Here is a 21,192-nt window from a genome sequence, read left to right as displayed (position 1 = left end):
TGAATACGTGTTCATGGAGAACCTTCTCGCCGAGCGCGCCTGCGAACGCCTGATCCTCGACTTCGTCCACCGACTCGATCTCGGTGAACCCGCCACCGTGGCCGAGCTGTTCACCGAGGACGGCGTCTGGCAGTGGCCCGAGGGACAACGGCGGATCGAGGGACGGGACGCCCTGCGGACGTACTTCGGCGCCCGTCCCGCCCACCGGCTCTCGCGCCGCGTCATGTCCAACATCCGGGTCACCGTGACCGGCCCGGACACGGCCACGGCGACCTCGTACTTCACGACGTACCGCAGCGACGGCCACCCGGGCGGCATCCTGCCCGCCGGGCCGCCGTACCAGGTGGGCCACTACGAGGACGCCTTCCGCAGGGCCGCCGACGGTACCTGGCGGCTCGCCACCCGCACCCTCGTCCTGCCCTTCGGCGGCGACCCGCAGCGCGTGCACACCGACGCCGCGCCCTACGTCCGCTTCTCCGACGGCACCGAACCGCCGCTGTCACAGGGCGTGCGCACCGGCCCTTTCCTGTTCACCTCCGGCCAGGGGCCCCTGCATCCGGTCACCCACGAGATGCCGGCCGCCTTCGCCGACCAGGCGCGCCGGGTGCTGGCCAATGTCGAGGCCGTGGTCGGCGACCGCCGCTCGATCGTGCGCTGCACCTGCTATCTGGCCGACCGCGCCCACTTCGCCGAGTTCAACACCGTCTACCGGGAGTTCTTCGCCGACTGCGACCCGCTTCCGGCCCGGACGACCGTCGTGGCACGCCTGGTGCGGGAGGGGGTGCTGGTCGAGGTGGACGCGGTGGCCGTCGTGGGCTGACGGCGACAGAAAGACACCGGGACCGGGCAGTTCACGGCACCGGCACCAGTGACCTCCGTCACGCACAGCCACCTCTCAGGTCGCTCCTGACCCGCGGGTACAGTGTCGGGGTCGTCATCACCCGTACGGGGGAAAGCCGGTGCGAATCCGGCGCTGACCCGCAACCGTGACCCGGTCCGACCCGGACCGGCCAGCCGGAGTGCCCCGCACGGATCGTGACCGGCTCAGGTGTGTCGGCACCCCGCCGCCACACGGCACCGTCGAGGTATACGGAGCCGAGCCGCCCGGGGCTGTCCCGTGCTGCTGTCAGGCTCCCCAGGGAGAGGCAGCAGCCGATCATGAACGTCATCCGTCACAGCGCCGCGGCGCTGGCCGCCGCAGCCGTACTCGGCGGTGCGACCCCCGCTGTCGCCGCCTCGCCGTCTCCCTCGGCATCGCTCCCCGCCGGCCTCTACGGCACCTCCGACCCGACCTACGACGGCGTCTGGCGCCAGTCGCTCGCCCTGCTCGCGCAGCGCACCGCCGGTGTCGAGCCGGCCGACGCGGCCGTGGCCTGGCTGGCCCGGCAGCAGTGCGGCGACGGCTCCTTCGCCGCCTACCGCGCCACCGCCGGCGCGCCCTGCAAGGCCGACACCAACAGCACGGCGGCCGCGGTCCAGGCCCTGGCCGAGATCGGCGGTCACGACGGCCGGGTGCGAAAGGCCGTCACCTGGCTGAAGTCGGTGCAGAACAAGGACGGCGGCTGGGGGTTCACCGCCGGCGGCGCCAGTGACGCGAACTCGACGTCCGTCGTGATCGGCGCCCTGGCCCAGGGCGGCGTGACCGTGCCGAACCTCCGCAAGGACGGCAAGTCCCCCTTCGACGCCCTGCGCGGCCTCGCGCTGCCCTGCGACGGCCCCGACGCGGGCGCCTTCGCCTACCAGCCCGACAAGAAGGGCAAGCTCGCGGCGAACGCCGACGCCACCGCGGCGGCCGTGCTGGGCCTGTTCGGCGAGACGGTCGCGGGCAGCAGGCAGGACGACACCGACGCGCCCGCCGGCTGCACGGACCCCGACAGCGACTCCGACCACCTGCCCGCCGCGGACAACGGCGCCGCCTGGCTCGCCAAGACCCTCGCCAAGAGCGGCCACCTCACCACCGCGCTGCCCGGCGCCAAGCCCCAGCCCGACTACGGCAACACGGCCGACGCGGTCGTCGCCCTCTCGACCGCGGGCTTCAACTCCCAGGCCGCGAAGCCGCTGCACTGGCTGGAGTCCCACGCCGCCGACTGGGCCGCCCAGGCCGGTCCCGCCGCCTACGCCCAGCTGATCTTCGCCGCGTCCGCCGCCCAGGGCGGTGACGTCCACGACTTCGGCGGCCTGGACCTCGTCGCCAAGCTCAACGCGACCGGCCCTACCCCCGCGGGCGTCGACGACAACCCGACGGCCGGCCCGGACGACACCAAGGCCTCCGGCGGCAAGGACAAGGGCTCCATCGGCGTGGCCTGGACGGTCGGCGGCGGCCTGCTCGTCGGCGCCCTCATCGGCTTCGCGCTGATGCTCCGCGGCAGGAGGCGTCAGCGGTGACCCGCCGCGCGACCCTTCTCCTCACGACCCTGCTGCTCACCCTGGGCCTCGCCGCACCGGCCGGGGCCACCAGCTACCGGTACTGGTCCTTCTGGACCTACGACTCCGGCCACTGGGCGTACGCCACCCAGGGCCCCGCCACCGCCCGCCCCTCCGACGGCGACGTCCAGGGCTTCCGCTTCTCGGTGAGCGAGGACTCGGGGGACGCGGCGAAGCCACGCGGCGCGACGTCCTTCGCGGCGATCTGCGCGCGGACCCCGGAGGTCCGGGGCGAGAAGCGGATAGCCCTGCTCATCGACTTCGGCACGGCGAAGGACGCCCCGTCCGCCGAGCACCCGCCCGCCCGTCGCACGGCGTGCGCCCGGGTGCCCGCCGACGCGACGACGGCGGACGCCCTGGCCGCGGTGGCGAAGCCCCTGCGCTACGACACCAACGCCCTGCTGTGCGCGATCGCCGGGTATCCGGCGAAGGGGTGCGGCGAGCAGGTGGCGAACGCCGAGGACAAGCACACCGACGGCGGCGGAAGCGGTCCTTCGGTGGGCCTGTGGGTGGGTGCGGGGGCGGTCGCGCTGCTGGGCGCCGCGGCGGCATGGCAGGCCCGACGGCGCAGGCATGCCTGACATCCGCGATCCCGAGCGGTCCGAACAGGGCAGCGCCCCGCGGGTGTCGGCGGGGGGCTCCGTGCCGCGGTCGCGGCAGCGGCGTCCCCTCGTGCACCCCGGGGCCTGGTGGCTCTGGTCGCTCGCGCTCGGTACCGCGGCCACCCGGACCGGCAACCCCCTGCTCCTCGGCCTCCTGATCGCCGTCTCCGCCTACGTCGTCTCCACCTGCCGCCCCCGATCGCCCGACGCCCGCTCCTACACCGCCTTCCTCCGGCTCGCCCTCGCCGTCCTCCTCATCCGCCTCGTCTTCGCCGTCGCCCTCGGCTCCCCCGTCCCCGGCACGCACACCCTCCTCACGCTCCCCGAAGTGCCGCTCCCGCACTGGGCCCAGGGCATCCGCCTGGGCGGCGAGGTCACGGCCGAGTCGCTTCTCTTCGCCTTCTACGACGGCCTGAGGCTCGCCGCTCTTCTCGTCTGCGTGGGCGCGGCCAACGCCCTCGCCAACCCCGCCCGCCTGCTGAAGTCCCTGCCCGGCGCGCTGTACGAGACGGGCGTGGCGGTCGTCGTCGCGCTCACCTTCGCGCCGAACCTCATCGTCGACGTCCACCGTCTGCGCGCCGCCCGCCGGTTGCGCGGCCGCCCGGACAGCGGCATCCGAGGCCTGCTCCAGGTGGGCCTGCCCGTCCTGGAAGGCGCCCTGGAGCGCTCCGTCGCCCTCGCCGCGGCCATGGACGCGCGAGGATACGGCCGTACCGCCGAGGTCCCCGCCCCCGTGCGCCGTACGACCACCGCCCTCACGCTCGGCGGTCTGCTGGGCGTCTGCGCGGGAACGTACGGGCTGCTCACCGCCGAGGCCGGCACCTACGGTCTGCCCCTCCTCCTCGCCGGGGTCACCGCGTCCCTCGCCGGTCTCCGCCTGGGCGGCCGCCGCAGCCTGCGCACGCGCTACCGCCCCGACCGCTGGGATGCGCGCGCCTGGCTGGTGACGGCCTCCGGCGCCGTGCCCGCCGCGCTCCTCACCCTGGCCGCCGCGACCGACCCGGCCGCCCTGGCCCCCTCCGTCGTCCCGCTCACGGCACCCACGCTTCCGCTCTGGCCGGCGGCGGCCGTACTCGTCGCCCTGTTGCCCGCCTGCGTCGCCCCCACCCCCAAGGAGCCGTCGTGATCCGCTTCGAGGACGTCTCGGTGACCTACGAGGGGGCGGCCGAACCCACCCTCCGGGGCGTGGACTTCGAGGTCCCGGAGGGCGAACTGGTGCTGCTGGTGGGCCCGTCCGGCACCGGCAAGTCGACCCTCCTCAACACCGTCAGCGGCCTGGTCCCCCACTTCACGGGTGGCACTCTGCGCGGCCGCGTCACGGTGGCGGGCCGCGACACCCGTACCCACAAGCCCCGTGAACTGGCGGACGTGGTGGGCACGGTGGGCCAGGACCCCCTCTCCCACTTCGTGACGGACACGGTCGAGGACGAACTGGCCTACGGGATGGAGTCGTTGGGTCTGGCACCGGCGGTGATGCGCCGACGTGTCGAGGAGACCCTGGACCTGCTCGGTCTCTCCGACCTCCGCGACCGCTCCATCGCCACCCTGTCCGGCGGGCAGCGGCAGCGCGTGGCCATCGGCTCGGTCCTCACTCCGCACCCGCGGGTCCTGGTCCTCGACGAACCGACGTCGGCCCTGGACCCGGCCGCGGCCGAGGAGGTCCTCGCGGTCCTCCAGCGGCTGGTCCACGACCTGGGCACGACCGTCCTCATGGCGGAACACCGCCTGGAACGCGTCATCCAGTACGCCGACCGGGTCGCGGTCCTTCCGGCCCCGGGAGCGGCCCCCCTGCTGGGCACGCCCGCGGAGATGATGGCCGTGTCCCCGGTGGCTCCGCCGGTGGTGGAACTGGGGCGGCTGGCGGGCTGGTCCCCGCTGCCACTGACAGTCCGGGACGCGCGCCGCAGGGCGGCCGAACTGCGCGAGCGGCTTGCGGACCTCGCGCCGCCCGCGGCCGGTCGCGCCTCCATGGCGGCACACGCTCCTGAGACCGACGGCACCCTGCGGATGGAGACGAGGCTCACGCCGCCGGCCGGGATCGCACACGCTCCGAAGACGGACGCCACCCCGCCAACCAGGGCGAGCGCCGCACTGCCGGCCGAGATCGCACCCGCCCCCCGCACGGACGCCACCCCACCGACCAAGGCGAACGTCACGGCGCCGGCCGAGATCGCACCGGCCCCCCGCACGGACGCCACCCCACCGACCAAGGCGAGCGTCACGGCGCCAGCCAAGATCGCACACGCCCCGCGCACGGACGGCACCCCGTCGGCCGTGGCGGGCGGCACGCCGCCGGCCGCCCGCACCCGCAGGCGGCGCTGGCTCCCCTCTCGCCGCAAGGACACGACCCCGCCGGCTCCGGTGCCCGACCCCGCCGCCGAGGTCCGTACCCTGACCGTCCGCCGCCCGCATGCCGAGGTCCTCCACCAGGTCGGGCTCACCATCGCCGCCGGTGAGACCGTCGCCCTGATGGGGCGGAACGGCGCCGGGAAGTCCACGCTCCTCAACGCGCTCGTGGGTCTCGTCGAGCCCTCCGCGGGCACGGTCCGCGTCGCCGGCCTCACCCCGCACCGCACCTCGCCCCGGGAGCTCGTGCGCCAGGTGGGCCTGGTCCCCCAGGAACCCCGCGACCTCCTCTACGCGGACACGGTCGCCGCCGAGTGCGCGGCGGCCGACCGGGACGCCCAGGCACCCCCCGGCAGCTGCCGCGACCTCCTCTCCGGGCTGCTCCCCGGCGTCCCCGACGACACCCACCCCCGGGACCTCTCGGAGGGCCAGCGCCTCACCCTCGCACTGGCCGTCGTGCTGACCGCCCGCCCGCCCCTGCTCCTCCTCGATGAGCCGACCCGGGGGCTGGACTACGCCGCGAAGGCCCGTCTGGTCACCCTCCTGCGCTCCCTCGCGGCCGACGGTCACGCGATCGTCCTCGCGACGCACGACGTGGAGCTGGCCGCGGAGCTCGCCGACCGCGTGGTCCTCCTCGCGGAGGGAGAGGTGATCGCCGACGGCCCGACCGCGGACGTCGTGGTCTCCTCCCCCTCCTTCGCCCCGCAGGTCACGAAGATCCTCGCCCCGCGGCCGTGGCTCACGGTCGCCCAGGTGCGGGAGGCCCTCGGATGACCCCCGCCGTCAGGGCGGAGGGAGCCGCCCGGACCTCGCGGGCGGTCCGCCTCGGTCCCCGTTCCCTCGCCGCTCTCGCCCTCGTCAGCGCGGTCGGTGTCGTCGCCTTCGGCTGGCCCTTCCTCGCCCCGCCCGGCTCGGGCCTCGCCGCCCACGCCCAGGACGCCCCGTGGCTCTTCGCGGGTCTCCTCGTGCTGCTCGTCGCCGTGGTGGCCGCGACGATCTCCGAGTCGGGTCTCGGTCCTAAGGCCGTGGCCATGCTGGGCGTGCTCGCCGCGACCGGCGCCGCCCTGCGCCCGCTCGGGGCCGGGACCGCGGGCATCGAGCCGATGTTCTTCCTGATGGTGCTCAGCGGGCGGGTCCTGGGTCCCGGCTTCGGCTTCACCCTCGGCTCGCTCACGATGTTCGCGTCGGCGCTGCTGACGGGCGGGGTCGGTCCGTGGATGCCGTTCCAGATGCTGGCGATGGGCTGGTTCACGATGGGGGCCGGGCTGCTCCCCGGCCCCGGGCGGCTGCGGGGCCGCGGCGAGCTCGCCCTGCTCGCCGCCTACGGCTTTTTCGCCGCCTTCGCCTACGGCACGATCATGAACCTGGCCGGCTGGCCGTTCATGGGCACGCTGGCGTCGAACATCTCCTTCGACCCGCACGCCGCCGTCCCGGCCAATCTCGCCCGGTTCCTCGCGTACTGCACGGCCACCTCGTTGGGCTGGGACCTGGGCAGGGCCGTGGTCACCGTCGCACTGACGCTGACCCTGGGTCCGGCCGTGCTCAAGGCGCTACGCAGAGCCACACGGCAGGCGGCTTTCGAGACCGCCGTCACATTCGAGGGTCGTTGAGCGGTGAACCGCCCCACATGACCCACATCACCCACGATCTGACCTAGTAGTGCATTTCGGACGCCATGCCCACGACATAATGGCGTCTGACCTGCACTTTGAGAGCCAGGTCACAACCGTCGCCCACACCCCAGATGCGGCCACAACTAGTAAAAGGGGTCTTTGCGGACATCCCGTGAGCCTGTTTCTCTGGACAACGTCGTACGGCGCCGACGTGCCCCCCAGGGCCTCGGCGCCGATGCACGACCCGGGTCACCCGGCCCGGTCCGTGTCCGACATCCCTGTCCCCGAAGAAAAGGTTTCCCGTGCTCGTCTCCCGCATCGCCCGTCGCATCTCGTCCCCGAAGAAGGCTCTCGCCGGCGTCGCCGTGGCCGCCGCCACCACCGGCATGGTGCTGACCGCGGCCCCCGCGCACGCGGCGACCGCCAACTCGGCCACCGAGGCGAGGGCGATCGCGCACCAGATGATCCCGAACGCGGCCCAGTACGCCGCCTTCAGCAAGATCGTCGAGCACGAGAGTGGCTGGAACGTCACCGCGACCAACTCCTCCTCCGGCGCCTACGGCCTGGTCCAGGCGCTGCCGGGCTCGAAGATGGCCTCCGCCGGCTCGGACTGGAAGACCAACGCCAAGACCCAGATCAAGTGGGGTCTGGACTACATGAAGTCCCGCTACGGCAGCCCGACCGGCGCCTGGGCCTTCTGGCAGGCCAACGGCTGGTACTGAGCCGCCGCAGCAGCATCACAGGTGAGGGGCGCCTCCCGTGCCGATGGGCACGGGAGGCGCCCCTCCGCCGTACCCGGACCCATCGGTCAGTTTTCGAGAAGCCCTCGTCGGCGCCGCTTCCTAGCATGAGATGGCAGCGAGACGGCCCCACGACGGAGGAGATCTGCCATGGCCACGAAGGCGAAGACCGACGAGAAGTACGACGGCTTCACCGCCGAGGAGCGCGACGCGATGAAGGAGCGCGCCAAGGAGCTGAAGTCGACCGCACGCGGCGGCTCGCGCGCCTCGAAGGCGAAGGCGGACCCGGAGGCCGAGGTACTGGCGAAGATCGCCGAGATGCCGGAGGAGGACCGCCTCCTCGCCGAGGGCATCCATGCCCTGGTCAAGGCCGCCGCGCCCGAGCTCCAGCCGAAGACCTGGTACGGGATGCCCGCCTACGCCAGGAACGGCAAGATCGTCTGCTTCTTCCAGCCGTCCGGCAAGTTCAAGGCCCGCTACTCCACCCTCGGCTTCAACGACCCGGCCAACCTCGACGACGGCGACATGTGGCCGACCGCCTTCGCCGTGACCGCCCTCACCTCCGAGACCGAGGCCCGGATCACCGACCTCGTGCGCCGGGCGGCGAGCTGAGCGCGTCGAACCAACGCGTCACCTGCGGGGCCGACACGGCGAACGATCCGAAGTGGTCCACGTCCCCCTGGTCCAGCACCGGCACCGGCCTGCCGTGCCCGGCCAGCTGCGCGGCGCAGCTGTCCGCGTTGCCGATCGGCACGTCGGTGTCGGCCGCCCCCGCGTACAGCCGCACCGGCACGTCCGGCTTCCAGTCGCAGGTGTGGTCGGCGGCGCGCATCGCGGCCAGGAGCGGGCCGGTCGGGTGCCGCATCCGCTCGTAGAAGGCGGGCGTGAGCAGCTGCTTCACCGAGGGCGCCAGCCGGCGGACCACGTCGTCCTCCTCGTGCGTTCCGTCGAAGAGGTCGGCGACGCGGCCCGCGTACGGCGCGCGGAAGACCTGGGCCGGGTCCTTGTAGAGGGGGTGCAGCCGGTTCTGGGCCGTCAGCCAGTAGGAGATGTAGAGAACGCCGCTGGTGTCGTTGACCCGCCCGTCGTACAGGGCCGGCATCTCCTGCCCCTCCAGGTCGTAGGGGCCGCTGATCGGTGCGAGAGCCTTCAGCCGGAAGTGCTCGTCCGCCCCCGCCTGCAGCGCCTTTCCGAGCGCCATGGCGACCTGACCGCCCTGTGAGAACCCGGTGGCGTACACCGCACCCGTCAGCGGCCGCCCGAGCCGGCCGGCCGCCGTCCGGGCGGCCCGCAGCATGTCGACGGACGCGGTGACGGAGGAGCGGGTGTCCATGTAGGGGTGCGGCCCCGGCCCCTCCCCCAGCCCCAGATAGTCGGGGGCGGCGACCGCGCGCCCCGCGCCCGCGTTCAGATACGACGGCACCCGGCCGAAGTCCTCGCTCGCGGAGGGCGCGTAGCTGCGCTTGACCATGGTGCCGTGGGTGTCGGAGACGAGGTCGAGGCGACGGGCTCCGCCGGTGGGCAGCGTGAGCAGCCCGGTCGCGGTGGTGGGCTTCCCGTACGGGTCCACGGTCCGGTACGTCAGCCGGTACGCCCGTACGCCGTACCGCACGGGGTCGGCGGCGATGCCCCGCTCGTCGAGGAACCGCCTGACCTGCCCGGCGTCGTGGTGGGCGACGGGGGTGACGGAGAGAAGCCCACCACGCGCGGACGGCCCACCACGCACGGACGGCTCCCCGAGCCCGGGCCACTCGGCCTGCCCGATCCGGTCCCCCTGCCCGGCCCACCCCCCGTCCGCCGCCGCGACGGGTGCGGCCGCGAGGCCGGCGAGGAGGAGGGCGGCTGTCGCGGCGAGCCCGCGTCGGGTGCGCCAACCGGTGCGTTTTCCTGGTGATTTGCGCGTCTCATCACTCATGCCGCGAACGTTACGGACGCGCGGGTCGCGCCGACATCCGAGAGTCCCCCGCCCGCATGGTGGACTTGGGTGCACCCTGCCCGTCCGGACGACCGGAGACCCAGTGAGTGAGAGCGACGACGGACACGAGACCCGCGGACTGCGGCTGGTGCCCGTCCTGTTGGGGCTGACGGTGGTCAGCGGACTGATCGACGCGGTGAGTTATCTGGGCCTCGGGCACGTCTTCACCGCGAACATGACCGGCAACGTGGTCGTGCTGGGCTTCGCCGCGGCCGGCGCCCCCGGCTTCTCCATCCCGCACACGGCCACCTCCCTGGTCTGCTTCCTCGCGGGCGCGGTGGCGGGAGGCCGGGTCGCGCGACGGCGGGCGGAGGGCTCACGCCGCACCTGGGCGCGGCTGATCCTGGCGGCGGAGGCGGCCCTGGTGGGCGTGTCCGCGCTGACGGCCTTCCTCGCCCCGCAGGCGACGGCCACGGTCTACGCCCTGATCGCCCTCACGGCCTTCGCGATGGGCCTGCGCAACGCCACGGTCCGCCGGCTCGGCATCGCCGACCTGACGACCACGGTCCTCACCATGACCCTGACGGGCCTGGCCGCCGACTCCCGCGCCGGCGGCGGCCAGGGCACCCACTCCCCCCGCCGTACGGCCTCGGTGATCGCGATGGCGGCGGGCGCCTGCCTGGGCGCGTGGCTGGTCATCCACCACGGGCTGGGCATCCCGCTGCTGGTGGCGGCGACCGCGGCGGGCGTGCTGGCGGCGGTGGCTTCGGGGCGGGAGTAGGACCGTTCGCCCGCTCCAGTCACACCTGGGGACCGACACCCCCCGCCTCCGCCGCCCGACGGGATCTCCACTCCTTCCTGGCGAAGAAGAAGCGCAGGGTTCCGACCGCCAGGAACATCAGCCCTATGCCGCCCCGGGCCAGGCCTCCTACGGTGAAGAACCAGTAGAAGGCCAGGCCGGCGAAGAACGCGCAGATCGCGATGACCAGGGGCTCGCGGATGTAGAAGGGCAGGACGCGGAGGATCAGGTTGATCAGCATCGGGCAAGTCGACCAGCCCGGGCCTCACCTGTCCACAGGCTTTCTACAGCCTCTGGATGATCGTCCCGGTGGCCAGCCCGCCGCCCGCGCACATGGTGATGAGCGCGAACTCCTTGTCGGTGCGCTCCAGTTCGTGAAGTGCCGTGGTGATGAGCCGGGCCCCGGTGGCGCCCACGGGGTGCCCGAGCGCGATCGCGCCGCCGTTGACGTTCACCTTCTCCAGGTCCTGCTCGAAGACCTGCGCCCAGCTCAACACCACTGATGCGAAGGCCTCGTTGATCTCGACGAGGTCGATGTCCTTCAGCGACATGCCGGCCTTGCCCAGCACCGCGCGCGTCGCGTCGATGGGACCGTCGAGGTGGAAGTGCGGGTCGGCCCCGACCAGCGCCTGGGCCACGATCCGCGCCCTCGGCCGCAGCTTCAGCGCCCGCGCCATCCGCTTCGACGCCCACATGATGGCCGACGCGCCGTCGCTGATCTGTGAGGAGTTGCCGGCCGTGTGGACGGCCGTCGGCATGACCGGCTTCAGGCCGGCCAGCGCCTCCATGGACGTGTCGCGCAGGCCCTCGTCGCGGTCGACGAGCCGCCACATGCCCTGTCCGGCGCGCTGTTCGTCCTCGGTGGTCGGGACCTGGACGGCGAAGGTCTCCCGCTTGAAGCGCTCCTCCGACCACGCCACGGCCGCCCGCTCCTGCGAGATCAGCCCCAGCGAGTCGACGTTCTCGCGGGTCAGCCCCCGATGGCGGGCGATCCGCTCCGCCGCCTCGAACTGGTTGGGCAGGTCCACGTTCCACTCGTCCGGGAACGGCTTCCCGGGCCCGTGCTTGGACCCCGATCCCAGCGGGACACGGGACATCGCCTCGACACCGCAGCTGATGCCCACGTCGATGACGCCCGCCGCGATCATGTTGGCGGTCATGTGCGAGGCCTGCTGCGAGGAGCCGCACTGGCAGTCGACCGTCGTCGCCGCCGTCTCGTACGGCAGTCCCATGGCCAGCCAGGCCGTGCGGGCGGGGTTCATGGACTGTTCGCCGGCGTGGGTGACGGTGCCGCCCACGACCTGTTCGACCGCGTCGGCGGGGATGCCGGTGCGGCCGAGGAGTTCACGGTAGGTCTCGCCCAGGAGGTAGGCGGGGTGCAGGTTGGCGAGCGCTCCGCCGCGCCTGCCGATGGGGGTGCGTACGGCTTCGACGATCACGGGTTCCGCGGCCATGGGGGGATCCTCTCCTCCGGTACCCGCGCGGCGCGGGGGCGTCCCGGCCGGCCCCGCCACGCTGAACTAGTACGTGTTCTAGTTCTGCCAGCAGTCTGCTGACAGGGCGCGCACAACCGCAAGGGGCGTGCAAGCAATTGGGCCTGCCGTACCCCTTGCACCTTGTAGAACCCGTTACTACCTTCACGGCAAACCTGATGGACCGTCAGAACACCGGCTGGAGTGAGTCGCCCATGCCCTGTCCAGCTCTGCCCGACGGGTTCGACTTCACCGACCCCGACCTGCTGCAAGCCCGTGTGCCCCTGCCGGAGTTCGCCGAGCTGCGCCGGGCCGAACCCGTGCGCTGGGTTCCCCAGGCGGACAACATCGCCGGCTTCCGGGACGAGGGCTACTGGGCCGTGACCCGGCACGCTGACGTCAAGTACGTCTCCACGCACCCCGAGTTGTTCTCCTCGTACCTCAACACGGCGATCATCCGCTTCAACGAGCACATCGAGCGCGACGCGATCGACGCCCAGCGGCTGATCCTGCTGAACATGGATCCGCCCGAGCACACGCGCGTCCGCCAGATCGTGCAGCGCATCTTCACCCCGCGCGCGATCCGGGCGCTGGAGGACCGGCTGCGCGAACGCGCCCACAACATCGCCCGCTCCGCCCGCGGCCGCTCCGGCCCCTTCGACTTCGTCACCGAGGTCGCCTGCGAACTGCCGTTGCAGGCCATCGCGGAGCTCATCGGCATCCCGCAGGACGACCGGGCCAAGATCTTCGACTGGTCCAACAAGATGATCGCCTACGACGATCCCGAGTACGCCATCACCGAGGAGGTCGGCGCCGAGTCGGCGACCGAACTCATCGCCTACGCCATGAATATGGCCGCGGACCGCAAGGGGTGCCCGGCCAAGGACATCGTCACCACGCTGGTCGCCGCCGAGGACGAGGGCAACCTCAACTCCGACGAGTTCGGGTTCTTCGTGCTGATGCTGGCCGTGGCCGGCAACGAGACCACCCGCAACGCCATCACCCACGGCATGCACGCGTTCCTCACCCACCCCGACCAGTGGGAGCTGTACAAGCGGACGCGGCCGGAGACGGCGGCCGAGGAGATCGTCCGCTGGGCGACCCCGGTCAACGCCTTCCAGCGCACCGCCACCCAGGACCTCGAACTCGGCGGCAGCCGGATCAGGAAGGGCGACCGGGTCGGCATCTTCTACGCCGCCGCCAACCACGACCCGGAGGTCTTCACCGACCCCGACGCCTTCGACATCATGCGCGACCCCAACCCCCACCTCGGCTTCGGCGGCGGCGGTCCCCACTACTGCCTGGGCAAGTCCCTCGCGGTCCTGGAGATCGACCTCATCTTCAACGCCATCGCCGACGCCCTGCCCGGCCTCACCCTGGCCGGCGACCCCGACCGCCTGCGCTCCGCGTGGATCAACGGCGTCAAGCACCTGATGGTCGAGACCGGCTGACCGGCGTCTCGGTTGCTCGGGCCGGCGGCCTCCCGGAGCCGCCGGCCCGTCCCGCCGATCTCGAGGGAGGCAGGAGCATCCCCCCTACGCCCCGCTTCTGCCTCCCCCGAGGCCGGCGGCGACGGCCTCCTGGGGTGGATCGCCGGCGCCGACCGCCACGGCCGTGCGCGCCCGCGGTCCCTGGAGCAGGTACGCCAGTCCGAAGCCCACGCCCACGACCGCCGCGCCGCCCACCGCGTCCAGCACCCAGTGGTTGCCGGTGGCCACGATCGCCGAGACCGTGAAGAACGGGTGCAGCAGGCCCAGAGCCTTCATCCACCACTTGGGCGCGATCACCGCGATCACCACCCCGCACCACAGCGACCAGCCGAAGTGCAGCGAGGGCATCGCCGCGTACTGGTTCGTCAGCGCGGTCAGGGTGCCGTAGTCCGGCTTGGAGAAGTCCTGGACGCCGTGCACGGTGTCGATGACGCCCAGGCCGGGCAGCAGGCGCGGCGGGGCCAGCGGGTAGAGCCAGAAGCCGACCAGGGCCAGCAGTGTGGCGAAGCCGAGCGCCGAGCGCGCCCAGCGGTAGTCGACCGGGCGGCGCCAGTACAGCACGGCGAGCACGGTCAGCGGCACGACGAAGTGGAACGACTCGTAGTAGAAGTCGTAGAAGCCCCGCAGCCAGTCGATCTTCACGACCGCGTGGTTGACGGCGTACTCGATGTCGATGTGCAGGAACCGCTCGAGGTCGAGGATCTGGTGGCCGTGGTGCTCGGCCCGGGCCCGCCCCGCCTCGTTCGAACCGCCCGTCGCCGCGAGCCTGACCTTCTGGTACGCCGCGTACGTGACGCGGATCAGCAGCAGCTCCAGCAGCAGGTTGGGGCGGCTGAGGACGCGGCGCAGCTGGGGCACCAGCGGCACGTGCCGCAGCCGCGCCGGGACCGGCTCGGCGTACTCGGTCGGGACCGGCGCCTGGTAGTACGGCGAGGTGCGGGGCAGGAACGGCACGACCGTGGCCGCGGCCAGCGCGGCGAGCAGGACGACGTTGTCACGCAGGGGGTCCATCGCGGCCATGTTCGGCAGCATCATCTTCGCCGGCAGCGTCATCACCAGGACGACGGCGACCGGCCACACGTACCGATCGGAGGCGCGCTTGCCGACCCGTCCGACGACCCCGAGCAGCACCCACAGCAGCTGGTGCTGCCAGGTGGTCGGGGACACGGCGATCGCCGCGCAGCCGGTGATGGCGACGGCGAGGAGGAGCTGTCCGTCGCGGGCGTTGTGGACGGCCCGCCGGACGCCGACCATGGCGACGGCCGTGCCGAGCGCGAAGAACAGGCCGATCTCCAGCGGCCCGGTCAGCCCCAGGCGCAGCAGGGCGCCGTGCAGGGACTGGTTGGCCAGGTCGTCGGCCTTGCCGCCGAGCCCGGTGCCCGCCATGTGGTGGACCCAGTAGGTGTACGAGTCGTGCGGCATCGCCGCCCAGGCGAGCGCGGTCAGCGCGACGAACGTGGCACCGGTGGAGACGGCGGCCCGGCGCCGGCCGGTGAACCACAGCAGCGGCGCGAAGAGCAGCACGGTCGGCTGGAAGGCGGCGGCGATCCCGATCAGCACGCCGCTGGTGCGCTCCCCGCGGACGATGAAGCAGCCGACCAGCACGAGCAGCACCGGCAGGATGCTGATCTGGCCGAGCCAGAGCGCGTTGCGCACCGGCAGGGACAGCATCAGCAGACTGATCGCGACCGGCGCGGCGAGCAGCGAGGTGCGCCGGCTCACCGGCTGCGGCAGGGCGCGCGCGACGACCAGGCCGAGCGCGACGACCAGCAGCAGGGTGCCGAAGGTCCAGCCCCAGCCGAGGGCCTGCTCGGCCGCGCGGGTGAGCGGTTTGAGGACGAGCCCGCCGAAGGGCGTGCCGGTGAACCGGGTCGAGTCGTACAACGAGCCCTTCACATGCAGGACGCCGTTGGGACCCACCCAGGTCTCCAGGTCCGTCAGCCGCTCACCCCGGGGTGTACTGAGGACGACGGCCACCTGCCGGACGGCGAGGACGGCCGCGACCAGCCACAGGGCCAGGCGCGCAGCCCGCAGCCGGCCTCCGCCGGCCGTCGCCCCATAGGCTCCCGCCGGTCGCCCGCTGTGCTCCACGTTCGCCACGCCTCGTCGGCCTCCCGCCCCGATGTTCCTGTGAGCCCCCACAGAGAGACGCAGGCTACCCCGGCTTCACCTGACGTCCGTTCTCCTTTTGTCTGCATGACGATAGTGCGCCGGGGGGTCGGTTGCCTCGGTGGGACGCGAGATGGATCACAGCCGATCTCCGCCGGCAGTGCTTTCGGGCGGGCATACGGGCCTGGACACACCGCATTTACCTGCATTGTGCAACGACTTGTGTGCGACACGTAAGGGCGACAAGTGCCCCTATGGTCGATTTTCGGCCCCCGTCACCGTCGCCGGGCGGGCCGCGTCCCTGTCCCCGTCGAAAGGTAGGCGAGCGAAGTCTTGGCGACCGCCGCAGTCCCAGCTCCCCCGGTACGCACCTCCCGCACCTCCGATGCCACCGCCACCGATCCCGCCCTCGTCCGGCGTGCCGTGCAGGCCGCCGCGCTGGGCAACGCGATGGAGTGGTTCGACTTCGGTGTCTACAGCTACATCGCGGTGACGCTGGGCAAGGTCTTCTTCCCGTCCGGCAACCCCACCGCCCAGCTGCTGTCCACCTTCGGCGCCTTCGCGGCGGCCTTCCTGGTCCGCCCGCTCGGCGGCATGGTCTTCGGCCCGCTCGGCGACCGCGTCGGACGGCAGAAGGTCCTCGCCCTCACCATGATCATGATGGCGGCGGGCACCTTCGCCATCGGCCTGATCCCGTCCTACGCCACGATCGGCGTCGGCGCTCCGCTGCTGCTGCTCCTGGCCCGACTGGTGCAGGGCTTCTCCACCGGCGGCGAGTACGCGGGCGCGTCGACCTTCATCGCCGAGTACGCCCCCGACAAGCGGCGCGGCTTCCTCGGCAGCTGGCTGGAGTTCGGCACGCTCGCCGGCTACATCGGCGGCGCCGGCCTGGTCACCCTGATGACCGCCCTGCTGTCCTCCGACGACCTGCTGAGCTGGGGCTGGCGCATTCCGTTCCTGATCGCGGGCCCGATGGGCGTCATCGGCCTGTACCTGCGGATGCGCCTGGAGGAGACCCCGGCCTTCGCCGCGGAGGTCGCCAAGAGCGAGTCCACCCGTCCGAAGGTCCCGCTGCGCGAGATGATCACGGGTCAGTGGAAGGCCCTGCTGCTGTGCGTGGGTCTGGTCCTGGTCTTCAACGTCACCGACTACATGCTGCTGTCGTACATGCCGAGCTACCTCACCAGTGAGCTCCACTACGACGAGACGCACGGTCTGCTGGTCGTCCTCGGCGTCATGGCGCTGATGATGGTCGTCCAGCCCTTCGCGGGCGCCCTGACCGACCGGATCGGCCGCCGTCCGGTGATCGCCGCGGGCTGCGCGGGCTTCCTGTTCCTGTCCGTCCCCTCGATCCTCCTGATCCGCCAGGGCAGCCTGGCCGCCGTCGGCCTCGGCATGGCCGCGCTCGGCCTGCTGCTGGTCTGCTTCACGGCCGCGATGCCGTCCGCCCTGCCCGCCCTGTTCCCGACCCGGGTCCGCTACGGCTCCCTGTCGATCGGCTTCAACGTGTCGGTGTCCTTGTTCGGCGGCACGACCCCGCTGGTCGTCACGGCCCTCATCGGCGCGACCGGGAACATGATGATGCCCGCGTACTACATGATGGCGGCGGCCGTGATCGGCGGCGTCGCGGTGTGGTTCATGAGCGAGTCGGCGGGCAAACCGCTGCCGGGTTCGGCACCGGCGGTGGAAGAGTAGACACCGAGCACACCGCCGTTCCGGTCCGGCCGCACGAAAGGCACAGGTGAATGAGCGAGTCGCTGTGGCACGACGTGGACGACTACTTCACCACCCACCTCGCGCGGGACGACGAGGCCCTCCGGGCGGCCCTGCGTGACAGTGAGGCGGCCGGGCTCCCGCACATCGCCGTCACCGCGCCCCAGGGCAAGTTCCTGCGGCTCATCGCCGAGATCCAGGGTGCCCGCACCATCCTGGAGATCGGCACCCTGGGCGGCTACAGCACCATCTGGCTGGCCCGCGCCCTCCCGGAGGACGGCCGCCTGGTCTCCCTGGAGTACAGCGCCAGGAACGCCGAGATCGCCGTCCGCAACATCGCCCGGGCCGGCCTGGACCGGCTGGTCGAGGTGCGGGTCGGCCCGGCCCTGGAGTCGCTGCCCAAGCTGGCCGACGAGAACCCGGCCCCCTTCGACCTGGTCTTCATCGACGCCGACCGGGTCAACAACCCGCACTACGTGGAGTGGGCCATGCGCCTGACCCGCGCCGGCAGCCTGATCGTCGTCGACAACGTCGTACGGCGCGGCCGGGTCACCGACGCGGACGACACCGACCCGGAGATCCGGGGCACCCGTGCCGCCATCGAACTGATCGGCAGCCACCCGAGGCTGAGCGGCACGGCGATCCAGACGGTCAGCGGCAAGGGCCACGACGGCTTCGCCCTGGCCCGAGTGCTGTAGCCGCCGGGCCCACCCCGGCTAGAACTCGTGGTAGAAGCCGACGTTGACACTCCTGGGGGCGGTGCGGTCGCGGACGACGATCTCGCCGTTGCCGCCTCTGGGCAGCATCACCGTGCCGCCGTAGGCGAGGGCCTGGGCGTACTCGCCGACCACCAGCCGGACCTCGGAGGAGGGATCGGCCTGCGAGCCGCGCAGCCAGGTGACCTGCCAGGTCCCCTCCGGGCCGCACTGGAACTCCAGGTGCACCCGGGACACGAACAGCCAGTCGTCGGGCGTCACCAGTCGGCACAACGCCCTGTCCCGGCCCACCCGCAGCACGGCGCCGGGCTCGCTGGGCGCGTCGGCCATCTGCATGCCGGCCGTGGCCCCCTCTTCCGCCGCGGCGACGGTGGCCATGGTCAGTTCGAGCACGTGCGCTCCTCTTGAAGTGTCCTTACGCAGCGGCCGCATGATAAATCGCCCGGGTCTACGGCGTCCGGCACAATGAAGTCATGACCGAGCGAAAGCCACCCGGCGTCCCGTTCGAGTCCTGGGTGGACAAACAGATCCGTGACGCCGAGAGACGCGGTGAGTTCACCCGACTCCCGGGCGCGGGCAAGCCGTTGCCGCCCGGCACCGACACCACGTACGACGAACTGTGGTGGATCAGGCAGAAGATGGCCCGCGAGGGCCTGTCGGTGCTGCCTCCGACCCTGGCCCTGCGCAAGGAGGCCGAGGACACGCTCGCGGCGGCCTACGCGGCCCCTTCGGAGCGCATCGCGCGCAAACTGATCACGGACGTCAACGTCAAGATCCGCGACATGATGTTCAAGCCGCCGCCGGGGCCCCCGCTCGGGATGAAGCCGTACGACGTCGAAGAGGTCGTACGGCAGTGGCGGGAGCGCCGCACGGCGGCAGGAAAGGCCGAGGAGACCGCTTAGGTCCCCTCGGCCGGTGGCTGTCGGGTCAGCCGTGGAGCAGGCGTTCGGCCAGCTCGCGATAGTCCCTCAGGGCCAGCCTGAGCTGTTCGGTGTCCGTGCGCGCGGCCTCGTCCGCGCCGCCCGACTTGCCGTCCTGCCAGGACATGCGCAGGGTCCGGCGGCGCCGGGTCACCGCCTCGGCGAACCGCCCGGCGATCTCCTCCAGCACCCGGTCGGCCTCCTGCACGGCGTCCCGGGGCCCGTCGACGAACCCCGCGACGGCGTGCCGCAGCTGCGCCTCCAGCTTGTCGCACTCGTCGTGCGGAAGCAGCCGGGCCCCGGTGGCGGCGCCTCCGGCGTCCGTACCGCCGACGCGGGAGCCGTGGCCGCCGATACCGGTGTCCGTGGCACCGGCATGCGAGCCGGAACCGCCGATACCCGTGTACGCGCCACCGGTACCCGTACCAGAACCGGTATGCGTACCGGACCCGCCGACACCGGTGTCCGTGCCGAAGCTGTCCGTTCCGGGTGTCGTGCCCGCGGTGGAACGGCCGGTTCCGGAGGCGGGCGTACGGGTGCGCGCACCGGCGCCCGTGTCGCCGTGAGCGCTGCCCGCCTCGGCGTCGGTCGCCTCCGGCGGCGTGGGCGCCACGACCCGCCGCTCCCCGTCCTCGTCGCCTCGCCCGATGTCCTCGGGCGTCGATGTCGTCCGGCCGCCCAGTCGCTCGGTGTCTCCGGGCGTCGGCGTCGTCCGGCCGCCCTCCCGCTCGGTCTCTTCGGGCGTCGGGGTCACCGTGCGGCGGTTGGTCCTGTCATCGCCCTCAGAACCCCTGGCTCCGGCGCCCGGGCCGGTCACAGCGTCCGTCATGTCGCTCAACTACCCTTCGCGTGACGTCGATTCATGGCCCACGGCATATGGCCGCGGCTCTCGTGGTGTCCGTTGCCGCGCGTGTCGCCGTCGGCGGCGACCTCCTCGCCCCGCTCGGCCCTCTCGGCGTTCGCGCCGCGGCGGCGGGTGGAGGACATCAGGTCCTCGAAGAGCGCGCGGGCCTCGACCATGGCCTCCCGCATCTCCTCCGTGTCGGACCGGTCGCCGTCCTGCCCGCCCGCGCCTACGCGGGCGACCCGGTGGACGTTCCGGTAGCCGTGGACGTGATGGGCGTGGTGGACGGAGAGCGCGGCGAGCTGCTCCTCGTACTGGTTCCCGTCCGGGAAGCCGCGCTCGGCGGCAAGCTCTGCCAGCAGCCGGTCCGCCTCCGCGACCGCCTCCCGGGGTGCGTCGACGAACCGCTCCTGCGCGGCCGTCCAGCGGGCCTCGTACTGTTCCCGGCGGCCCGCGTCGAGCGGCCGCTCACGCAGCGAGCCGTGCCGCTCCACGCGCTCGGTGAGTTCGCGCTCGGCTGCCTTGGCGTCTCCGTCGTGCCGGGCAACCGTCCGGTCGTATTCGGGCCCGAAGCGCCGCTTCAGGTCCCGGCCACCGTGCGGGCCCTTCGCGCGCCGGGTCAGGACGGCCGCGACAACGACCACGGCCGCCACGATCACGATCAAAGCAATGATCATGCCTGTGGACATGGGTGCCTTCCGATGTTTCGGCCCGACGGGCCGGTTCACCGAACGGGTGACCCGGAACACCCCGCGTAAACGGGTATCAAAATCCCTCGCCCGACGTGTCGATCCCCCGCGCCCCCGATCGACGCATGAACAAAGGCACCGCGAAGGGTGCCCGTACCGAAGGAGATCGTCATGGGTGAGGTCATCGCACGGCTGGCCATGTCCCTGGACGGATACATCGCGGGCCCCGAGTCGGGCCGGGAGCACCCGCTGGGCATCGGCGGGGAGCGGCTGCACTCCTGGGTGTTCGGCCTGCGGACGTTCCGCCGGATGCAGGGGATGGAGGGTGGCCTGACCGGGCCGGACGACGACCTGATCGCCGAGCACGTCCGGCGGCCGGGTGCGGTGGTCATGGGTCACGGCATGTACGTCACCGGCGAGGACCCGTGGGGCGACGAGCCGCCGTTCCACGCGCCGGTGTACGTGGTCACCCACCATGCGCGCCCGTCGGTTCCCAAGAAGGGCGGCACCACGTTCCACTTCGTCACCGAGGGTCCCGAACGCGCCCTGGAACTGGCCCGGCGGGCGGCCGGCGAGAAGGACGTGTCGCTGGCGGGCGGAGCGGATCTGGTCCAGCAGTTCATCCGGGCGGGCCTGCTGGACGAACTGCTCCTGCACGTCGTCCCGGTCCTGGCCTGCGGCGGCCGCCGCCTCTTCGACAACCTGGGCGACCAGCACATCGAGTGGGAGAAGACCCAGGTGCTGGACTCGCCGGAGGTCACGCATATCCGGTTGCGGGCGCGCCGCACCGTCTCCTGAGA

Annotated in this window: 21 protein-coding genes, 1 pseudogene and 1 riboswitch; of the genes and pseudogenes, 15 read left to right on the top strand and 7 right to left on the bottom strand. The window is 72.4% G+C overall.

Translation table 11 applies throughout. The features are described 5' to 3' along the window. Positions 1–13: 13 nt before the first annotated feature. The 9 genes and pseudogenes from ACIGDI_RS03645 to ACIGDI_RS03605 all read left to right on the top strand — a co-directional run. Positions 14–445: pseudogene (locus ACIGDI_RS03645) on the top strand (nuclear transport factor 2 family protein); the annotation flags it as partial. Beyond that, positions 443–820 (top strand): RidA family protein, encoded by a 378-nt coding sequence (locus ACIGDI_RS03640; RefSeq protein ID WP_399890481.1) that lies wholly within the window; start codon positions 443–445, stop codon positions 818–820. The pseudogene ACIGDI_RS03645 and the gene ACIGDI_RS03640, both read left to right, overlap by 3 nt. Before the next feature lie 85 nt (positions 821–905). Continuing rightward, positions 906–1,047, top strand: a riboswitch (cobalamin riboswitch). Positions 1,048–1,158: 111 nt separating this feature from the next. Next, positions 1,159–2,385, top strand: a complete 1,227-nt coding sequence (locus tag ACIGDI_RS03635; protein WP_399889916.1) for a prenyltransferase/squalene oxidase repeat-containing protein — start codon at positions 1,159–1,161, stop codon at positions 2,383–2,385. Continuing rightward, positions 2,382–3,005, top strand: coding sequence for an SCO2322 family protein (locus tag ACIGDI_RS03630; RefSeq protein WP_399889913.1), 624 nt, complete (start codon positions 2,382–2,384; stop codon positions 3,003–3,005). Before ACIGDI_RS03635 ends, ACIGDI_RS03630 begins: the two co-directional genes overlap by 4 nt. Further along, positions 2,998–4,152: an energy-coupling factor transporter transmembrane component T gene (locus tag ACIGDI_RS03625; RefSeq protein WP_399889911.1), complete on the top strand. Its 1,155-nt coding sequence runs from the start codon at positions 2,998–3,000 to the stop codon at positions 4,150–4,152. Before ACIGDI_RS03630 ends, ACIGDI_RS03625 begins: the two co-directional genes overlap by 8 nt. After that, a complete protein-coding gene (locus tag ACIGDI_RS03620) occupies positions 4,149–6,146 on the top strand; it encodes an ATP-binding cassette domain-containing protein (protein WP_399889908.1) in 1,998 nt (665 codons plus the stop codon). The genes ACIGDI_RS03625 and ACIGDI_RS03620 overlap by 4 nt, the downstream gene beginning before the upstream one ends. Next, positions 6,143–6,982, top strand: coding sequence for an ECF transporter S component (locus ACIGDI_RS03615; RefSeq protein ID WP_399889905.1), 840 nt, complete (start codon positions 6,143–6,145; stop codon positions 6,980–6,982). The genes ACIGDI_RS03620 and ACIGDI_RS03615 overlap by 4 nt, the downstream gene beginning before the upstream one ends. 305 nt (positions 6,983–7,287) lie before the next feature. Beyond that, positions 7,288–7,707 (top strand): transglycosylase SLT domain-containing protein, encoded by a 420-nt coding sequence (locus tag ACIGDI_RS03610; RefSeq protein WP_142151664.1) that lies wholly within the window; start codon positions 7,288–7,290, stop codon positions 7,705–7,707. 168 nt (positions 7,708–7,875) lie between these two features. Beyond that, positions 7,876–8,337 (top strand): iron chaperone, encoded by a 462-nt coding sequence (locus ACIGDI_RS03605; RefSeq protein ID WP_200698575.1) that lies wholly within the window; start codon positions 7,876–7,878, stop codon positions 8,335–8,337. Here the strand turns inward: ACIGDI_RS03605 and ACIGDI_RS03600 are convergent. Further along, positions 8,306–9,640: an alpha/beta hydrolase gene (locus ACIGDI_RS03600; RefSeq protein ID WP_399889902.1), complete on the bottom strand. Its 1,335-nt coding sequence runs from the start codon at positions 9,638–9,640 to the stop codon at positions 8,306–8,308. The genes ACIGDI_RS03605 and ACIGDI_RS03600 overlap by 32 nt on opposite strands. A 103-nt stretch (positions 9,641–9,743) precedes the next feature. On the opposite strand from ACIGDI_RS03600, the gene ACIGDI_RS03595 reads away from it, so the two are divergent. Next, entirely contained in the window at positions 9,744–10,421 is a 678-nt protein-coding gene (locus ACIGDI_RS03595) for a YoaK family protein (protein ID WP_399889899.1), read from the top strand. A 19-nt stretch (positions 10,422–10,440) separates the two neighbouring features. Here ACIGDI_RS03595 and ACIGDI_RS03590 read toward each other — a convergent pair whose 3' ends face one another. Together ACIGDI_RS03590 and ACIGDI_RS03585 are read right to left on the bottom strand one after the other, a co-directional pair. Then, positions 10,441–10,680 (bottom strand): hypothetical protein, encoded by a 240-nt coding sequence (locus ACIGDI_RS03590; protein WP_399889896.1) that lies wholly within the window; start codon positions 10,678–10,680, stop codon positions 10,441–10,443. Positions 10,681–10,723: 43 nt separating this feature from the next. Next, entirely contained in the window at positions 10,724–11,893 is a 1,170-nt protein-coding gene (locus ACIGDI_RS03585) for a steroid 3-ketoacyl-CoA thiolase (RefSeq protein ID WP_390626090.1), read from the bottom strand. 233 nt (positions 11,894–12,126) lie between these two features. Here ACIGDI_RS03585 and ACIGDI_RS03580 point away from each other — a divergent pair, with 233 nt between their 5' ends. After that, the gene (locus tag ACIGDI_RS03580) at positions 12,127–13,362 is read left to right on the top strand and encodes a cytochrome P450 (RefSeq protein ID WP_399889892.1); all 1,236 of its coding nucleotides are present in this window, start codon (positions 12,127–12,129) and stop codon (positions 13,360–13,362) included. A gap of 84 nt (positions 13,363–13,446) precedes the next feature. Here the strand turns inward: ACIGDI_RS03580 and ACIGDI_RS03575 are convergent, their stop codons facing one another. Further along, positions 13,447–15,501, bottom strand: a complete 2,055-nt coding sequence (locus ACIGDI_RS03575; protein ID WP_399889890.1) for a bifunctional glycosyltransferase 87/phosphatase PAP2 family protein — start codon at positions 15,499–15,501, stop codon at positions 13,447–13,449. A gap of 342 nt (positions 15,502–15,843) precedes the next feature. Here ACIGDI_RS03575 and proP point away from each other — a divergent pair, with 342 nt between their 5' ends. Both proP and ACIGDI_RS03565 read left to right on the top strand, forming a co-directional pair. After that, positions 15,844–17,205 carry a glycine betaine/L-proline transporter ProP gene (gene proP, locus ACIGDI_RS03570; RefSeq protein WP_399889887.1) on the top strand — a complete coding sequence of 454 codons (1,362 nt, stop codon included), beginning with the start codon at positions 15,844–15,846 and terminating at the stop codon, positions 17,203–17,205. 50 nt (positions 17,206–17,255) lie between these two features. After that, positions 17,256–17,921: an O-methyltransferase gene (locus ACIGDI_RS03565; RefSeq protein ID WP_399889884.1), complete on the top strand. Its 666-nt coding sequence runs from the start codon at positions 17,256–17,258 to the stop codon at positions 17,919–17,921. Positions 17,922–17,939: 18 nt separating this feature from the next. Here ACIGDI_RS03565 and ACIGDI_RS03560 read toward each other — a convergent pair whose 3' ends face one another. Further along, positions 17,940–18,332, bottom strand: coding sequence for a hypothetical protein (locus tag ACIGDI_RS03560; protein WP_399889881.1), 393 nt, complete (start codon positions 18,330–18,332; stop codon positions 17,940–17,942). Positions 18,333–18,412: 80 nt separating this feature from the next. Here ACIGDI_RS03560 and ACIGDI_RS03555 point away from each other — a divergent pair, with 80 nt between their 5' ends. Next, positions 18,413–18,841, top strand: a complete 429-nt coding sequence (locus ACIGDI_RS03555; RefSeq protein WP_399889878.1) for a DUF1992 domain-containing protein — start codon at positions 18,413–18,415, stop codon at positions 18,839–18,841. A 25-nt stretch (positions 18,842–18,866) separates the two neighbouring features. Here ACIGDI_RS03555 and ACIGDI_RS03550 read toward each other — a convergent pair whose 3' ends face one another. Together ACIGDI_RS03550 and ACIGDI_RS03545 are read right to left on the bottom strand one after the other, a co-directional pair. Beyond that, entirely contained in the window at positions 18,867–19,688 is an 822-nt protein-coding gene (locus tag ACIGDI_RS03550) for a hypothetical protein (RefSeq protein ID WP_399889875.1), read from the bottom strand. Between the two features lie 5 nt (positions 19,689–19,693). Further along, positions 19,694–20,392 carry a hypothetical protein gene (locus ACIGDI_RS03545; protein WP_399889872.1) on the bottom strand — a complete coding sequence of 233 codons (699 nt, stop codon included), beginning with the start codon at positions 20,390–20,392 and terminating at the stop codon, positions 19,694–19,696. A 171-nt stretch (positions 20,393–20,563) separates the two neighbouring features. Here ACIGDI_RS03545 and ACIGDI_RS03540 point away from each other — a divergent pair, with 171 nt between their 5' ends. Continuing rightward, positions 20,564–21,190: a dihydrofolate reductase family protein gene (locus ACIGDI_RS03540; RefSeq protein WP_399889870.1), complete on the top strand. Its 627-nt coding sequence runs from the start codon at positions 20,564–20,566 to the stop codon at positions 21,188–21,190. The last annotated feature ends 2 nt before the right edge of the window (positions 21,191–21,192 follow it).

It is taken from the genome of Streptomyces sp. NPDC085900, from assembly GCF_044540925.1.
In the GTDB taxonomy this organism is placed as follows: Bacteria; Actinomycetota; Actinomycetes; order Streptomycetales; family Streptomycetaceae; genus Streptomyces; species Streptomyces gilvifuscus.
This window is presented reverse-complemented; position numbering and strand designations above follow the sequence as displayed.

Excerpts from the sequence above, each read along its gene's own strand:
- ACIGDI_RS03635 (WP_399889916.1), top strand. The coding sequence starts at position 1,159 with ATGAACGTCATCCGTCACAGCGCCGCGGCGCTGGCCGCCGCAGCCGTA.
- ACIGDI_RS03625 (WP_399889911.1), top strand. The coding sequence starts at position 2,998 with ATGCCTGACATCCGCGATCCCGAGCGGTCCGAACAGGGCAGCGCCCCG.
- ACIGDI_RS03615 (WP_399889905.1), top strand. The coding sequence starts at position 6,143 with ATGACCCCCGCCGTCAGGGCGGAGGGAGCCGCCCGGACCTCGCGGGCG.
- ACIGDI_RS03605 (WP_200698575.1), top strand. The coding sequence starts at position 7,876 with ATGGCCACGAAGGCGAAGACCGACGAGAAGTACGACGGCTTCACCGCC.
- ACIGDI_RS03600 (WP_399889902.1), bottom strand. The coding sequence starts at position 9,640 with ATGAGTGATGAGACGCGCAAATCACCAGGAAAACGCACCGGTTGGCGC.
- ACIGDI_RS03590 (WP_399889896.1), bottom strand. The coding sequence starts at position 10,680 with ATGCTGATCAACCTGATCCTCCGCGTCCTGCCCTTCTACATCCGCGAG.
- ACIGDI_RS03585 (WP_390626090.1), bottom strand. The coding sequence starts at position 11,893 with ATGGCCGCGGAACCCGTGATCGTCGAAGCCGTACGCACCCCCATCGGC.
- ACIGDI_RS03580 (WP_399889892.1), top strand. The coding sequence starts at position 12,127 with ATGCCCTGTCCAGCTCTGCCCGACGGGTTCGACTTCACCGACCCCGAC.
- ACIGDI_RS03565 (WP_399889884.1), top strand. The coding sequence starts at position 17,256 with ATGAGCGAGTCGCTGTGGCACGACGTGGACGACTACTTCACCACCCAC.
- ACIGDI_RS03555 (WP_399889878.1), top strand. The coding sequence starts at position 18,413 with ATGACCGAGCGAAAGCCACCCGGCGTCCCGTTCGAGTCCTGGGTGGAC.
- ACIGDI_RS03550 (WP_399889875.1), bottom strand. The coding sequence starts at position 19,688 with ATGACGGACGCTGTGACCGGCCCGGGCGCCGGAGCCAGGGGTTCTGAG.
- ACIGDI_RS03545 (WP_399889872.1), bottom strand. The coding sequence starts at position 20,392 with ATGTCCACAGGCATGATCATTGCTTTGATCGTGATCGTGGCGGCCGTG.
- ACIGDI_RS03540 (WP_399889870.1), top strand. The coding sequence starts at position 20,564 with ATGGGTGAGGTCATCGCACGGCTGGCCATGTCCCTGGACGGATACATC.